Below are 16226 nucleotides of genomic sequence, written 5' to 3' on the forward strand. Positions count from 1 at the left end.
TTTATGTAAGAAATTATAATTTAAATCGCTTCTTACATAAGTAATTTCTTTAATCATTTCCGAAAGAATTTTAGTAGTTTAAGGAGTCATCAATGCCACTCAATTTAAAGACTAATCAAGAGCCAATTAATCCTAATGATCCAGAGTATCAAGATGTACTTAAAGATTTGCAAGGCAATATTCTTAAAGGACATGGAAGAGACAAATCTGGACATATTTTCTTGACTTTTCCCAATCCTCAAGAAAATCCCGAAAAAATTGCTGCTCTCAAAAATTGGATTGCTCAACTCGCCATTAATGAAATTACATCTGCTCAACAGCAATTAAATGAGTCTAAAGCCTGGAGAGAAAATAAAACTCCAGGAAAAACATTTGTCCACTTTGCCTTATCTTCCAGTGGCTATACTAAACTAGGTTTTTCTGATTCTCAGCAACCCAAGGGAGCAAATCTGCAAAAACGAACGAAAGAGAAAGACGATTATGAAGAAGTTTTTCAACAAGGAATGAAGTTGCGAAAGAATGCACTTTTAGATCCGCCTGTTAGCTCTTGGGATGACAATTTTAGGAAAGATATTGATGCCTTAGTTATCATTGCAGATGATAATTCAGAAATTCTGAATCAAAAATTTTTAGAAATTGAGAAACAGCTAAAGGATATCACCACAAATATTTTTAATGAGCAAGGTGATACGGTGCGAAAATCTTTTAATGGCAATGACCCTATCGTAGTTGAGCATTTTGGCTATGCAGATGGAATCAGTCAACCGATCTTTTTGCAGCAGGGTGTCACATCTGGGAGTAATTTTTCCCAGGATGCGCCGCTTAATCTTGTCTTGATTCCTGATCCTTTTGGCACGTCAGGGGTTAGCTTTGGTAGCTTCCTTCTCTTTCGCAAGCTTGAGCAAAATGTTCAAGGATTTAAGAAGGCAGAATTTGCCCTTTCCCAAGCATTAGGTACTCCTTTTGCGTTAGCTGGAGCAATGGCAGTGGGACGTTTTGAAGATGGGACTCCACTAGTTTTGCAGTCTAATGATGGTTCTATCGGTTTAAATGACTTTGACTATCAAGGTGATTCTCAAGGGCTAAGATGCCCATTTCAATCCCATATTCGCAAAAGCAATCCCCGTCTGGAGTCTGTTAAACAAGGTGGACCTTTTGCTCAAAGCACAGAACAAGAACTTGGTCATCGAATTGCCAGACGAGGAGTGACCTATGGCGGACCTTTAAGCGATTTTTCACAAGACTTTGATCGTCTGCCGAGAACTGGAGTCGGTTTATTATTTATGTGTTACCAGTCCGATATTTGGGAACAGTTTGAGTTTATTCAACGCTTCTGGTGTAATAATCCCAAATTCCTTGAACCTGCCATGAACAATAATCCCAATTATCATAGAACCGGATTGGATGCAGTGATTGGTCAAAGACAAGGAAACCAAGAAGATCCCTTAATCAAGGAAGTTCCCGAAGTGCCAAAAAATTGGCCTGAGTCCTATGGACAGCCGACTGTCAAACCCGATATTACCCCAGAAAATGAATTTGGACAGTTTGTGACTTTAAAAGGGGGTGAATACTTTTTTTCTGCGAGTATAACTTTCCTCAAAAGCTTGAGTAACCAATCTTCTCCTGAAGAAACTGCTGAACCTACACCTGGCGCATTTTATGTTGTCAAATCTGGCGACACCCTATTCATAATAGCTGAGAATGCTTATGGAGATGGGAGTAATTTTTCAGTAATTTACGAAGCTAATCAAGACGCGATTGGAAATAATTCTGAAGTGATCGTTCCTGGACAGAGGCTTTTTATCCCCTTACTTTAATAGTGCAATAGTGAAGCGCTGCTGCAAGCATATCACTCCTTTTGTAGTATTATATTTCATGGTGGTATGAAAAAGCTTAAATAAAAAGTTAACCCATAACTGTTCTTGGGGAAGATTTTGTACTTTTCTGATTATGCGAATATATTCGCATAATTTTTTTAATTTGAGAATTTTTTATCACATTAAAAACATAATATTTATCAGTATTAATTATCTACACACTGTGAGTGTGATTATTTCTTAAAGATATTTCTAATTATAGATACGCTAAAAGATACTCTTTGCTATACAATGCTGCGAAAGTTCAATAAAAAATTAAGTCATTAGTAATTAGCAACTAGCTAGACTACTGATGATTGATAATAGATAACTAAAAGTGGATAAGGATTTAAGATCATGGGAAATTTAAGACGCGTACCAGTTGGAATTGTTGGCGCGTCAGGGTATGGTGGAGTGCAGCTAGTGCGACTGCTGATGGATCATCCTGAAGTAGAACTTGTTTATTTAGGTGGTGAAAGCAGCGCGGGTAAATCCTTTGCTGACCTTTATCCACATTTCGGTAATATAGTAAATTTGCCCATTGAAGCAGTAGAACCGGACATTATTGCTAGTCGTTGTGAAGTGGTATTTCTGTCTTTACCCAATGGACTGGCTTGCCAAATTGCTCCCCAACTTATAGAAAAAGGTTGTAAGGTACTGGATCTGAGTGCTGATTATCGCTTTGGTGATTTGAAAACTTATACAGATTGGTATGGTACTCAAAGAAGCGATCGCACCCTAGCCGCGACAGCAGTTTATGGGTTACCAGAATTGTACCGCGATCGCATTGCCGAAGCCAATCTAGTCGGCTGTCCCGGTTGCTATCCTACAGCCAGTTTACTCGCACTTTCCCCACTTTTAAAACAAGGTTTAATCGTTCCCGAAACAGCCATTATTGATGCCAAATCTGGCACATCTGGAGGTGGAAGACAAGCGAAGGTAAACCTGTTATTAGCCGAAGCTGATAACTCCCTGGGTGCTTATAACGTCGGTAGCCACCGCCACACACCAGAAATTGAGCAGATTTGTAGCGAATTGGCAGGTCATGAAGTCACAATCCAATTTACACCCCATTTGATCCCAATGGTACGGGGGATTTTAGCCACTGTGTACGCCTCTATGCGTGATCCTGGTTTAGTTCGTGATGACCTAATTACTATCTATAGTGCCTTTTATCGCAATTCTCCTTGGGTGAAAATCTGCAATAGTGGTACTTATCCTCAAACAAAATGGGCGTGCGGAAGCAATAATTGTTATATCGGCATAGAAGTTGACCCCCGCACAGGGCGCGTTATTGTCATGTCAGCTATTGACAACCTGATTAAAGGTCAAGCCGGACAAGCAATTCAATGTATGAACCTGATGCTAGGCTGGGATGAAACCTTGGGATTACCTAAAGTTGGGTTTTATCCTTAACAGGTGACAGGGAACAGGTGACAGGGAACAGGGAACAGGGAACAGGGAAAAAATCAATTCTTCCTCCTGACTCCTGACTCCTGACTCCTGACTCGGTGACTCCTATTTTGGTCCTAAACCAACAGTACCAGCATAGATGGCGCGATCGCCTAATTCATGCTCAATGCGGAGGAGGCGATTGTATTTAGCTACTCGTTCACTGCGACACAGAGAACCGGTTTTAATTTGACCGGCGCGAGTAGCTACAGCTAAATCAGCAATGGTTGTATCTTCAGTTTCACCGGAACGATGGCTAATTACTGAACGGAAACCGTTGCGAGTTGCTAAATCAATGGTTTCTAAAGTTTCAGTCAGAGAACCGATTTGATTCAATTTAATCAAAATCGAGTTAGCGGCTTTTTGTTCAATACCTTTTTGTAAGCGGGTGGCATTAGTTACAAACAAATCATCGCCCACCAATTGTACTTTTGAGCCGATTTTTTGAGTCAGTAATTGCCAACTTTGCCAATCTTCCTCATGTAAACCATCTTCAATGGAAACAATGGGATATTGGTCTACCAATTGTCCTAAATAATCAATAAACTCGCTGGGTGCATGAGGTTTACCATCATAGACATATTGGCCATTTTTGTAAAATTCACTAGCAGCCACATCTAAAGCTAAAGCTACTTCTTCACCAGGTTTGTAACCAGCTTGTTTAATCGCATCTACCAGTAAATCTAAAGCCACTTGATTAGATTCTAGATTAGGTGCAAAACCACCTTCATCACCCACACCTGTCAGCAAACCTTTATCATCTAAGACTTTGCTGAGAGTGGCAAACACTTCTGCACCCCAACGCAAAGCTTCTTTGAAAGAAGGAGCGCCAATAGGAACAATCATGAACTCTTGAAAGTCAACGTTATTAGACGCGTGCGCGCCACCGTTGATCACATTCATTAAGGGGACTGGCAATAAATTCGCCAAAGGGCCACCTAAATAACGGTAGAGGGGAATTTCTAAAGACTCTGCACCGGCTTTTGCAGCCGCCAGGGAAATCCCCAAAATGGCATTTGCTCCCAAATTCGCTTTATTGGGTGAACCATCGAGGGAAATCATTAATCTGTCTAGGGCTTCTTGGTTGAGAGCATCCAAACCTAGTAATTTGGGAGCTAGTACCTCATTGACATTCTGGACTGCCTTGAGTACGCCTTTGCCACCATAACGGCTTTTATCGCCATCACGCAATTCATGAGCCTCAAATGTGCCTGTAGAAGCCCCGCTGGGAACTTGTGCTACTCCGATAGCGCCGTTAGCCAAATGTACTTCGGCTTCAACTGTGGGTTTTCCCCGTGAGTCGAGGATTTCGCGGGCGACAATGGCTTCAATAGCTGTATCTAGAAATTTCGTCATTCTTGGTTCGTCCTTGTTTTGTGAATGTATTGGGTTGAACTTTTACATATTCATAACCCAATCGCTAGTTTATGTGTTTCTGGGGGAAAATCGGCTGACATTAAAGAAGATTTCCAATCGTGAAGGGTGATAATGCTCGCTGAGTATGGAAAGAAACATGGAATTTGTCTAAATCAGGATGCTCAGGATTATATAAGGATGTACAGGATTATTTATTGATCATTTACTGATTTTGAATATATGAATTGCCATTTTTAATATTTATGGTTTTTGCGTCTCTTTTATGGAGAATTAATACTAAAGTGCCAGTTTAATAAACTACGTAATCTGAAATTACTAAAGTTGCGAAAACCATATCCAAGTCGTTTAATGAGTTTGAGTTTATTATTAATTCCTTCTACAGTACCACTCGTAGTTCTGCCATCAAAATAACCGACTACTTCACCAAACCATCTAATCATTGTTCCGTAATTATTAAAAATTATAAATTAACTGACATTTCTCATTTTTTCGGCGATTCCTAAGTATCTTTACGCATATAAACATAATATACATTCTAAGTACCATCCCAGTCTTACTGATTTGAAAGCAGCGATCTCAAACTGTATTTTCAGTGTCAAAACTGATAAGAGAGAAAAGCTAGATGGTTTATTAACTCTCAATTTTCAGGTTTTTAGAAAGTCCCAGTTTTTATCCGTGAATATACTAAATAAGTATATCTGCCACTACATTTAATTAATTGTGAAAATTTCGTAAAGTGGTAATAATACTATAGACAATTATTTTTTATTATTATACATTCAGATTAAAGGAATTAATCAGGTGATAGACCTAACCTAATATTATGCCTTCTTCCTTAACAGTTATTAATTATACAAGTGGCATCTCTAACGATGGTAGTCCCACTCCTACACTTACATTTGGCAATGACAATTATCTCATCAATGCTACAGGTGGTAGTTACGGCATATTTAACAATGGCACTATTCAATTTGGCCATGGTAACAATAGTATAACTGCTACAGGTAGTAGCTACGGCATACTTAACAATGACACTATTAAATTCGGCAATGGTAACAATAGTATTACTGCTACAGGTGGTAGCAACAGCATTGATAACAATGGCACTATTCAATTCGGCAATGGTAACAATAGTATAACTGCTACAGGTGGTATTTACGGCATTTATAACAGGACGACTGGCACTATTGACCTCGGCGGTGGTACTAATAACATCACTGCGAGAGGTAGTAGTTACGGCATTGAGAACTTTGGTACTATTAAATCCGGCAGTGGTAACGATAGTATAACTGCTACAGGTAGTAGTTACGGCATTGAGAACTATGGCACTATTGACCTCGGCATTGGTAACAATAGTATCACTGCTACAGGTGGTAGCAACACCATTGATAACTATGGCACTATTAAATCCGGCACTGGTAACGATAGTATAACTGCTACAGGTGGTAGTTACGGCATTTATAACAGGAGGACTGGCAATACTGACCTCGGAGATGGTACTAATAACATCACTGCAATAGGTAGTATTGACGGCATTGAGAACTTTGGTACTATTAAATCCGGCAGTGGTAACGATAGTATAACTGCTACAGGTGCTACTTACGGCATTGAGAACTATGGCAATATTGACCTCGGCGATGGTACCAATAACATTACTACTACAGGTAGTCTTTACAGCATTGAGAACTATGGTACTATTAAATCCGGCATTGGTGACGATAGTATAACTGCTACAGGTGGTAGTTACGGCATTGATAACTATGGCACTATTGACTTCGGAAATGGTACTAATAACATCACTACGACAGGTAGTAGTTACGGCATTGAGAACTATGGTACTATTAAGTCCGGCATTGGTAACGATAGTATAACTGCTACAGGTGGTACTTACGGCATTGAGAACTATCGCACTATTGACCTCGGAGATGGTACTAATAACATCACTGTGACAGGCGGTAGTTACAGCATCTTGAACAGCACCAGCACCACTACTAAATCTTCAAATAGTAGCTCTAATAACATCACTACCAAAGGTTGCGACGACAAGGAGAAGAGCCGGAATAGTCAATCTTTAAATAGTAGATATGACAAAGATTGTGACGACAAGGAGAAGAGCCGGAATAGTCAATCTTTAAATAGTAGATATGACAAAGATTGTGACGACAAGGAGAAGAGCCGGAATAGTCAATCTTTAAATAGTAGATATGACAAAGATTGTGACGACAAGGAGAAGAGCCGGAATAGTCAATCTTTAAATAGTAGATATGACAAAGATTGTGACGACAAGGAGAAGAGCCGGAATAGTCAATCTTTAAATAGTAGATATGACAAAGATTGTGACGACAAGGAGAAGAGCCGGAATAGTCAATCTTTAAATAGTAGATATGACAAAGATTGTGACGACAAGGAGAAGAGCCGGAATAGTCAATCTTTAAATGGTAGCTCTAATAACGTAACCACTACTACTGTTACTACTGTTACTACTGTTACTAATACAGGCAATGCTTTTGGCATTGAGAACTATGGTACTATTCAATCCGGCAGTGGTAACGATAGTATAACTGCTAGAGGTGGTCTTTATGGGATTGATAACTATGGCACTATTGACCTTGGCAATGGTAACAATAACATCAATGCGACAGGTGGTAGTTACAGCATCTTGAACATCAGCACTACTCAATCTTCAAATAGTGTTTTTAATAACACATCTAGCAGCGATTGTGACGACAAGAAGAAGAGCGGGAATAGTCAATCTTTAAATGGTAGATATGACAAAGATTGTGACGACAAGAAGAAGAGCCGGAATAGTCAATCTTTAAATGGTAGATATGACAAAGATTGTGACGACAACGAGAAGAGCCGGAATAGTCAATCTTTAAATGGTAGATATGACAAAGATTGTGATGACAACGAGAAGAGCCGGAATAGTCAATCTTTAAATGGTAGATATGACAAAGATTGTGATGACAACGAGAAGAGCGGGAATAGTCAATCTTTAAATGGTAGCTCTAATAATGTGACCACTACTAACGTTACTACTATTACTACTACAGGTAATGCTATTGGTATCCAGAACGATGGGACTATTAAATCCGGCAGTGGTAACGATAGTATAACTGCGATAGGTGGTCTTTATGGCATCTTGAATAGCGGCACTATTGACCATAGCGGCACTATTGACCTTGGCAGTGGTAACGATAGTATAACTGCTATAGGTGGTGTTTACGGCATCTTGAATAATGGCACTATTAACCTCGGTGATGGTAACGATAGTATAACTGCTATAGGTGGATTTTTCGGTAATGGTTATGTTCTTCTAGGAACTGGTGATGATACTGTATCTGGTTTTGGTACGGGATACTTTGTTGGTGGACAAGGTGTAAACACCCTAATATTATCTAGTGGTAGCTATACTCTTGGTTCTACAACTGTTAATAATGAGAATTTTGTGACAATTACACAAGGTGCTACGACTATGAATATAAATGGTTTTACTAACTTAATGGTTGGAAACCAATCCTATTCTTTTAGTAGTCTATCTAGCGCTCAAGTAATAACTGCGTAGGATAAATTTTTTGGGTGCGGCTCTTTTAGGAAGACAAAGAGGAGGTTAAACAACCATTGCTATTAGCGGTGGAGTAGTAGAAGAACGAGCTTGAGTGACACCTTCAAGCAAAAGCTCAAATTGTGACCTTGCGAAGTATAGATGATGTCATTGACGTTATATCGTCTTTTGAAAAGAGCCGCACCCTTTTGAAATAGCACTTTCCCATCATTCAGGATCAATCAAACGTAGTTTTTCACTCTCCCCCCAGTTTCGAGAGTTTGTAGGGTAGGTAGAAGTAGGGGTATGCATGATATGGTAATGTAAAAAAATCCGCAATGTAATTGAAGCCAAGAGGGAATGAACAGTTTAGCTTACTGCTCGATTTTAAGTGTGATTGAAACTTGTCGTCTTAGAAAAATTGACCCTTGGGATTATATTGCGATGGTTCTTACCCAGGCTCGTAGAGGTATAAAACATCCTCCTATCCCCGTTGCTTCTTAATTCCTTTTTACTGGGGGAGTGTGAACAGTTACCATAAGTTGCCATTTTTCATATTTATGTACAAAATCCTGTAAATCCTCACATCCTGGAATTTGTCTGAATCAGGATATCCAGGATTAAAGGATTAACAGGATTATTTATTGATACTTTGCTTGTTGTGAATACATAAGTTGCTATTTTTAATATTTATGTACAAAATCTTGAAAATCCTCACATCCTGTAAATCCTGATATGGCCACGCTACGCTACGCTATCAGACAGATATTTCTACATTCGTATATGTTATAATTTTAAAAAAATGGCAAAGATGATTTATGAATACAGTAGAAATTCGTCAACAAATTCAAGAATATGTTGATCAACTGTCACCAGAAAGATTATTGGTGGCTGCTGATTTTTTGGCGTATTTGGCAGATAGAGAAGATAATGATGCCACTGAAGATTTATTGAAAATTCCAGGATTTAAAGAAGATTTTGCTAAAGCGAAAGAAAATGTTAAAGAAGGTAAGGTGATTTCTATTGAGCAACTTAAACGAAAATATTAACTATACGGTTGTTATTGGCATTGATGCTCAAGATTTTTTTGAATCTGCTGCTGGTGCTTTACAAAAAAAGTTAGACAGATGTTTTGAGATTTTAAAGATTGAGCCTCGTAATTATTCTAATATAAAAGCCCTGAAAGGTGAATTCTCAGGTTATTATCGTTATCGTGTGGGTGACTATCGAGTTATTTATGAGATTGATGATAGTTCAAAGCTGGTAACTATTTTGTTCATTGCACATCGAAGTAGAGTTTATGAGTAGGAAATTTCAGTGAATAAGAAAAGCGATCGCTCTTTTAAAGTCAATGTGGCTAGAGAGTAATCGCTTTTCATAAATATTTAATCCAAGCACCGCCTGATATTCAATCAATGATTATTAATATTAATCACTGGTGGACTTGATTGATTAGGTGGAAAAACAAAAGTAGGATTATAAATGAATGGTTGCGGATTAGGATAATATGGCTGTTGCTGTTGTGGGTAAATTTGCTGCGGATAATATGGCTGTTGCTGTTGTTGATAAGTTTGCTGCGGATAATACTGCTGTTGTGGTTGTTGATAAGGTTGTGGAGGATAAGTATTATAAGGATTTTGTTCTTGAGGCATAACTACAGGTTGTCCAGACGATTGAGGTGGATAATTTGAAGGATAGCTATTACTTGAACCTCCAGGGTAAATATTGACAGGATATAGTGAATTGCTATTAATTCCTAATGATCGTTCTATGATTACTCTACCTACCTGATCTAGAATGGGATTCAGGGGAATGGCATTAGCTGGTTGACCTGATAGGGGAACTAAGAAAGATGAACATAGCAAACAATAAACAATCTTTTTGAGCATAATATTAACATCGTATAAATAGGATTGTTTTTAAGGATTAAACAATGTTTAACCCCTAAAGAGAAATGATAAATAAGTGATATTAATTACTATCTTTATAAAAACTCACGTGCCTTCACAATGGGTACACGACGTTATTGGTAGTGACATCAAATAAAAGTGGAAGCGATACTTACTCCAGATCCAAAGCAAACTTACCCAATCTGCAATTGCAGGTATCTCGGCGACCACCCAATATCTTACCTATTGCACTGTATACCAAATGCCCTACCACGCCAAGTGGTGTAGCCGCTCATGTACCTCTTGTTCCAAGTATGCATCAGTAGTAACCAAGGCTCGTTGTTTAATCTCAATGGAATCACATGATTATATTTTGGAAGTTCACCCCGTTCAGGGTAAAAAGGTCTAGTATAAATAGTTTGCCAAGAACCTCCATTATCACTCAAACGCCCAGCTATATTAGTGGATGTACCTATAAGAGTACAGACAAATTCACCAGCTTGTTTGTCGAACAAACACGTATTAGGGTCTCTATTTCCTGTTAGTTCTATTACTGCGGGACGACCATCGAGATTGCATGACCATCGACCACTCCACTCAGCCTGATTTACGGACTGAGCAGTTGTAGGGATGGAAATCAAAGTTGCAGAAATCAAACAAACTAAGGGAATCGAAGTAATCCAACCGCTTTTCATAAATACCTCCTATTCAAGCGGGAAAAAAGCAACGATTGGCGAGTTCAACAAGGAAAAATTTTAATTTTTAGCTATCCGGTAAGTAGTTCAAGGCTTACAGCAGCATTTTTGAATTCAGTTCTTTTCTACTCTACCGAACAAATGTTTGATTTTTCATCTAGCTAATGTGAGTAAATCTCTAACAAAATGTTATGCCTTCAGCAAGATAGCTAAAGCTGTGAAAGTTAACACCATAGGTAGACATCATCACATCATTTCTATCACATCACTTCTATAAGAAGAAAATGCTTATCAAAGGTATAGCATCTATTGCTGTAGCGATAGTTTTGATTACTGCTATTGATAGATGATTCTTTTGTTAGGGGATGTTTTAACTTTTGTAAGAGGATGTTCTAAAAGTAGGGGCTATATATGAATGCTAAAAAAATATTACTGCTCGGAGTTGCCACTGTAATAACTGGTATGTCAGTGCTTGGTTTAACGCAAGAGGTTATTGCCACAGTAGGAAGAACCAGTGGTGGAACTCTCTTATTTGGTTATTGGTGCAATAATGTCACAACTTCTGAAGAAAAGGGGGTTCTGGATGGAGTCAATAAATTTCGTAATGAGGAGAAAAAAAGCTTGTTACCTTGTGATTCCATAGCATCAGAAGCAGCTAGGAGTTATAGCCAAACTATGTGCAATTATCGTCTTGCTGAAAAAGAGAGAACAATCAAGAACCGTCGTATTCTTCATACTATAAATGGCAGAAGTCCAATTGAACGACTCAGAGATGCAGGACATACTAGGTTAACTGAAGATGTAGCTGAAAATATTTTTTGGGGTTCAGGTTCGCCGGTTGAGTGGTGGAAAGGCTCTTCTGGACACAGAGCAAATATGCTAGATAGTCGTTTTACACAAATGGGAGTAGGAAGTTTTCAATGTCAGGGAGATGGCTATACCTACTGGACTCTGATTTTATTAAAAGGAAATCCCCCTTTAGTGGGAGAAAATACAATTTTCTTGCCGTGATCACAACAATTTGCTTCTTTTTGCGATCGCGTTTAAATTTCGTATCAATCTCTGTAACTGCTGCTGTCTAAGGTTTATAGCCATAGGCTGCATTTGGTGGCACGAACCTTCAATCTACGCTATTAAGTAGGTTAGCATTGAAAATTGTCGTTATGGCAAGGCAAGAGGCAAGAGGCACTCATGCAAGAATGAAGAGGTTTTGGGAGATTTTACTTTTCTTTACATACCTTTAATTTTTTATGTTCACCTACTTACGGCATCTTATCAAAATACCATTCACCAGTTCTTAACTTTTAACTCTTTCACTACTTCCGGATCACTACCGTAAATTTCACTTAAAAAACAAGAGTCGTTATGAAACCTTTATTAATAACTGCAAAAATCATATTACTCACAGCATTTTTTACTTTTCCAAGAATATCTCCAGCAAATCCTAATAATATCATTCAAATCGCACAGAACCCAAAGTGTGATCAGTTAGCAGGGCGGTATAAACAACTATCATCTTGGATGAATGAGTATCTCAAAACACATTATGGAATCAGTACGACATACGTGAGATGGTTTCAAGAAAGGCAGCAAATACAAAAACAAATGGCAGATTTGAATTGCTCCGTAGGCCCTGATCATCCTTATAATATAAATCGTCGCGAGCTACTGGAAGCTCATAATAAATATCGTCGATCAGTAGGAGTTCCACCTCTAGAATGGTCTGATGATCTAGAGCAGTCTGCTCAAAAATGGGCTAATCAAGTAGCTAATCGCCACAAAGATGGTACTGGTATAACTATGAAAGATCATAGTAGAGGGGGAGAAAATATTAGCCAAGGCTTTTTAACTGACTCGTTGACTCAGATGGTAGATGGCTGGGGTAGCGAAAAGCAAAAGTTCAGAAATGCGGTGTTCGATGCTAAGGAGAAGGGAAGTGCGATCAGTACCACTGGTAATTGGCAGAACGTTGGTCACTATACTCAAATAGTTTGGCGTAATACTCAAAAAGTAGGATGTGGACTGGCTAAAACTAATCAATATCAGTTTCTGGTTTGCCACTATGCTCCTCCAGGTAACTTACCTGGACAGAAAGCTTATTAGGGTCTAGATCAGAAGTGTTGAATGTTTATAGAGCGTGATGCTTTAACTCTTTCTATTCGATAACCAGCATAAGCTGTTTCAAAGAAGTCATCTTCGATATCTTGATTTTTGGGGTCTGAGTTACTCAGAAGCATAAAAGCACCTTTTTCATCTAGACTTTTCAAAAATTCTCGTAATCTCATCAAAGGATAAATCTTTATTACTCAAAATGCGGTATAAAATTTGCAAATTGTATAAATTAATAGTTTATCAATACCTTGTCCATTTTCTATAGGTTGGGTTAAGCGACAGCGCAACCCAACGCATTTGTTGGGTTTCATGCTTCAACCCAACCTACAAATCAAGGCTTTTTCTAATTTGGACAAGGTATTGTTTATGATTAACTTTTAATTACAAATTACTTATGAAGCGGACACCATCAGCGATTGCATTTATCAGCATCATGGCCTTTTAGCGGAATAAATTATTTATTTTCAATCAAAACCTTATATTAAGCCACAGAAAAATCACTAAACTGCCGATATTCAGGACGAATAAACCCTAAAATAATATCATCCTTTCCTACTCCTAATTCCAATAATTCCGCAGTTATTCCCCTTTCTGTACCATCCCATTCAATGCAGATTTCACCATCAATCATTCGCAAATGAAACACCACTGCATGAACTCTACCTGTTAAGTAAGTAAACAGAAAAAATTAAAGGTATGTGACGAAATGTAAATTCAATGAATGTCTTACAAATAGGTTGTTTCACCGTTTTTACAAAACTAAACATATATCGTTTTTATTATGTATACCTACTTATATAAATCCTATTTATGAAATAAACCTGCTTCTACATGAAAAAAATCTCCCAGTTTTTGCGCTAACTCTAAAGTTATTTTCTGCTTTCCATTGAAAATGTTATCAACTACGCTTTCTGAACCCAAAACCGCTTGTAAATCAACTTTGCTTTTATCAGATTGTTCCAAAAGAAATAACAACATAGATTGAGGATCATGTTGTTGATTAATCTGATAATATTCTTGTTCAAATTTTTTAATTAAAGTAATTAATAATTCATAAAGCTCATCTTCTTCAGGACAGCGTTTTCGGTGCATTAAATCTTCCACAATAGCTAAAGCTTGTTCATTTTCTGCTTCAGTTTTGATAATTTTAGGAAGATATGCTGTTAATAATTCCTTGTATTTCTCTGGATTAAAAGTAAGGGTCATTTTTCCAATTGTCCTTATCGTATTCTGCGTGAGTGAGGATATATTTAATATAAATTAATTGACCTTCGTAATCTATGCTAACAATCAAACGGTATTTATTGCCTTTAATATTGAAAACTGTAAAATTCCTAACAGCTTCAGTTTTCGGAAACACCTGCTGTACTTCAACTAAATTTGACCATTTAGCTTTACTAGCAATCTTATACCAGTTGTTCAGTGATTCCTGACAATCTGCATGATTTTCTGCATATTCTCTTACTATTCTAAAACTAATAACGTGCATCTTCTTGTTGATAACTACCAAATTTTATCCATATTCAAAACAAACCCCGGTAAAACAGCTTCACAATTCACAGTATCAGGATTTTCTAAACATTCCTCTATTTGTCCAGGACGATAAACATAAACTCGGCGATTTTTACGGTCAATTAATAAACCTAATTGTATGCCTGGTTCTTGCATATATTCCTGCATTTTCTCTTTTAAAGGCTGCAAATTATCAGAAGCTGACCTTAATTCAACCACAAAATCAGGACAAATAGGAGCAAACTTTTTTTGTTGTGCTGATATAAGTTTATTCCACCTTGATAATTTTATCCAAGAAGCATCAGGAGAGCGTTTTGCACCTGTGGAAAGTGTAAATCCTGTGCTTGATGAAAATGCTATTCCTGTTCCATTTTCATCTGTCCAATTCATTAATTGTTGAATGATTCTACCTTCTCGATTTCCTGTTTCTGAACCTGCGGGTGACATAATTGATATATCTCCAAATTGATTTCTCTCAATGCGTAAATCACGATTTAGTTGACAAAATTCAAAAAACTGATCATCTGTCATTGATGATGGCATTTGTAACATTAAGGGAGATGAAAGCATAATGATTTCCTTTAATTGATTTTATGACTACCAAATTTTCCCCATATTCAAAACAAACCCCGGTAAAACAGGTTCACAACTGACAGTATTGGGATTTTCTAAACATTCCTCTATTTCTCCAGGACGATAAACATAAACTCGGCGATTTTTGCGGTCAATTAATAAACCTAATTGTATTCCTGGTTCTTGCATATATTCCTGCATTTTCTCTTTTAAAAGCTGCCAATTATCAGAAGCTGACCTTAACTCGATGACAAAATCAGGACAAATAGGAGCAAACTTTTTTTGTTGTGCTGATGTGAGTTTATTCCATCTTGATAATTTTATCCAGGAAGCATCAGGAGAACGTTCTGCACCCGTGGACAATTTAAAACCTGTATTGGAAGAAAACCCAATTCCCGTTCCATCTTTTTCTGACCAAACACTTAGCTGTCCAATAATATGAAATTCTCGATTTCCTGTTTCTGAATCTACTGGAGACATAATTAATATATCTCCAAATTGATTTCTTTCAATGCGTAATTCCCGGTTTTCTCGACAGAAATCAAAAAACTGATCATCTGTTATTAGCATTGATGAGGGAAAATGTAATATCAAAGGTGATGAAATCATCATTATTTCCTCCATCTGAAATTAGAATCAATTTTATCACAAACTATAGCTAAAATTAGTTAATATAGAATTACCAACGATTGAGCAATCATCAGCAGAATTAAACGCAGCCTTCGAGAAAATTCCCTATCAGAGATAAAATATAGAAATTGAATCAAGGATAAGTAAATATGCGATTACTACACACCATGCTACGGGTAGGTAACTTAGAAGAGTCTTTGAAATTTTACTGTGAAGTTCTGGAAATGAAGTTACTCCGACGGAAAGACTATCCCAGTGGAGAATTTACCCTGGCTTTTGTCGGTTATGGAGAAGAAAGTGATCACTCAGTTTTAGAACTCACCCACAACTGGGGCGTAGAAAAGTATGATTTAGGTAATGCCTATGGTCATATCGCTTTGGGTGTGGATGATATTTACGCTACCTGTGAGACTATTAAACAACTGGGTGGTAAAGTAGTTCGAGAACCGGGACCAATGAAACATGGTTCAACCGTAATAGCTTTCGTGGAAGATCCAGATGGTTATAAAGTTGAATTGATTCAATTGAAAACTCCAGAATAGTTGAGGGTAGAGGGTAGGAAGAGAACTTCTTTACCCATTACCCA

Annotated in this window: 16 protein-coding genes and 2 pseudogenes; 8 read left to right on the forward strand and 10 right to left on the reverse strand. The window is 37.7% G+C overall.

Annotation, left to right across the window (positions count from 1 at the left end; translation table 11 throughout):
- Positions 1-92 precede the first annotated feature (92 nt).
- Together EZY12_24990 and EZY12_24995 are read left to right on the forward strand one after the other, a co-directional pair.
- Positions 93-1817, forward strand: a complete 1725-nt coding sequence (locus EZY12_24990; GenBank protein QSX67857.1) for a LysM peptidoglycan-binding domain-containing protein — start codon at positions 93-95, stop codon at positions 1815-1817.
- 396 nt (positions 1818-2213) lie between these two features.
- A complete protein-coding gene (locus tag EZY12_24995) occupies positions 2214-3272 on the forward strand; it encodes an N-acetyl-gamma-glutamyl-phosphate reductase (GenBank protein QSX67858.1) in 1059 nt (352 codons plus the stop codon).
- A 102-nt stretch (positions 3273-3374) separates the two neighbouring features.
- Here the strand turns inward: EZY12_24995 and eno are convergent, their stop codons facing one another.
- Positions 3375-4664: a phosphopyruvate hydratase gene (gene eno / locus EZY12_25000; GenBank protein QSX67859.1), complete on the reverse strand. Its 1290-nt coding sequence runs from the start codon at positions 4662-4664 to the stop codon at positions 3375-3377.
- 281 nt (positions 4665-4945) lie between these two features.
- A pseudogene (locus EZY12_25005) lies at positions 4946-5131 on the reverse strand (transposase).
- 377 nt (positions 5132-5508) lie between these two features.
- Here EZY12_25005 and EZY12_25010 point away from each other — a divergent pair.
- The 3 genes from EZY12_25010 to EZY12_25020 all read left to right on the forward strand — a co-directional run bounded on the left by EZY12_25010 (position 5509) and on the right by EZY12_25020 (position 9537).
- A complete protein-coding gene (locus EZY12_25010; GenBank protein ID QSX67860.1) occupies positions 5509-8250 on the forward strand; it encodes a hypothetical protein in 2742 nt (913 codons plus the stop codon).
- Between the two features lie 797 nt (positions 8251-9047).
- Positions 9048-9278, forward strand: a complete 231-nt coding sequence (locus EZY12_25015; GenBank protein QSX67861.1) for a hypothetical protein — start codon at positions 9048-9050, stop codon at positions 9276-9278.
- Positions 9253-9537, forward strand: a complete 285-nt coding sequence (locus EZY12_25020) for a type II toxin-antitoxin system RelE/ParE family toxin (GenBank protein ID QSX67862.1) — start codon at positions 9253-9255, stop codon at positions 9535-9537. Before EZY12_25015 ends, EZY12_25020 begins: the two co-directional genes overlap by 26 nt.
- A gap of 104 nt (positions 9538-9641) precedes the next feature.
- Here the strand turns inward: EZY12_25020 and EZY12_25025 are convergent, their stop codons facing one another.
- Together EZY12_25025 and EZY12_25030 are read right to left on the reverse strand one after the other, a co-directional pair.
- The gene (locus tag EZY12_25025; GenBank protein ID QSX67863.1) at positions 9642-10118 is read right to left on the reverse strand and encodes a hypothetical protein; all 477 of its coding nucleotides are present in this window, start codon (positions 10116-10118) and stop codon (positions 9642-9644) included.
- Positions 10119-10357: 239 nt separating this feature from the next.
- On the reverse strand, positions 10358-10813 hold the full coding sequence (locus EZY12_25030) for a hypothetical protein (protein ID QSX67864.1): 456 nt from the start codon (positions 10811-10813) through the stop codon (positions 10358-10360).
- 411 nt (positions 10814-11224) lie between these two features.
- Here EZY12_25030 and EZY12_25035 point away from each other — a divergent pair, with 411 nt between their 5' ends.
- Together EZY12_25035 and EZY12_25040 are read left to right on the forward strand one after the other, a co-directional pair.
- Positions 11225-11824 carry a hypothetical protein gene (locus tag EZY12_25035; protein QSX67865.1) on the forward strand — a complete coding sequence of 200 codons (600 nt, stop codon included), beginning with the start codon at positions 11225-11227 and terminating at the stop codon, positions 11822-11824.
- Positions 11825-12178: 354 nt separating this feature from the next.
- Positions 12179-12916 carry a hypothetical protein gene (locus EZY12_25040; protein ID QSX67866.1) on the forward strand — a complete coding sequence of 246 codons (738 nt, stop codon included), beginning with the start codon at positions 12179-12181 and terminating at the stop codon, positions 12914-12916.
- 8 nt (positions 12917-12924) lie between these two features.
- Here EZY12_25040 and EZY12_25045 read toward each other — a convergent pair whose 3' ends face one another.
- The 6 genes and pseudogenes from EZY12_25045 to EZY12_25070 all read right to left on the reverse strand — a co-directional run bounded on the left by EZY12_25045 (position 12925) and on the right by EZY12_25070 (position 15619).
- Positions 12925-13080 carry a hypothetical protein gene (locus EZY12_25045; protein ID QSX67867.1) on the reverse strand — a complete coding sequence of 52 codons (156 nt, stop codon included), beginning with the start codon at positions 13078-13080 and terminating at the stop codon, positions 12925-12927.
- Between the two features lie 326 nt (positions 13081-13406).
- Positions 13407-13592 (reverse strand): annotated as a pseudogene (locus tag EZY12_25050) (XisI protein).
- A gap of 137 nt (positions 13593-13729) precedes the next feature.
- Entirely contained in the window at positions 13730-14131 is a 402-nt protein-coding gene (locus tag EZY12_25055) for a hypothetical protein (GenBank protein ID QSX67868.1), read from the reverse strand.
- Positions 14115-14414 carry a type II toxin-antitoxin system HigB family toxin gene (locus EZY12_25060; GenBank protein QSX70827.1) on the reverse strand — a complete coding sequence of 100 codons (300 nt, stop codon included), beginning with the start codon at positions 14412-14414 and terminating at the stop codon, positions 14115-14117. The genes EZY12_25055 and EZY12_25060 overlap by 17 nt, the downstream gene beginning before the upstream one ends.
- A gap of 14 nt (positions 14415-14428) precedes the next feature.
- Complete coding sequence (locus EZY12_25065; GenBank protein ID QSX67869.1) at positions 14429-15007, reverse strand: Uma2 family endonuclease; 579 nt, start codon at positions 15005-15007, stop codon at positions 14429-14431.
- Between the two features lie 27 nt (positions 15008-15034).
- Positions 15035-15619 (reverse strand): Uma2 family endonuclease, encoded by a 585-nt coding sequence (locus EZY12_25070; protein ID QSX70828.1) that lies wholly within the window; start codon positions 15617-15619, stop codon positions 15035-15037.
- Positions 15620-15789: 170 nt separating this feature from the next.
- Here EZY12_25070 and gloA point away from each other — a divergent pair, with 170 nt between their 5' ends.
- On the forward strand, positions 15790-16182 hold the full coding sequence (gene gloA, locus EZY12_25075) for a lactoylglutathione lyase (GenBank protein QSX67870.1): 393 nt from the start codon (positions 15790-15792) through the stop codon (positions 16180-16182).
- Positions 16183-16226 lie beyond the last annotated feature (44 nt).

The organism is Dolichospermum sp. DET69, assembly GCA_017355425.1.
Lineage (GTDB): Bacteria > Cyanobacteriota > Cyanobacteriia > Cyanobacteriales > Nostocaceae > Dolichospermum.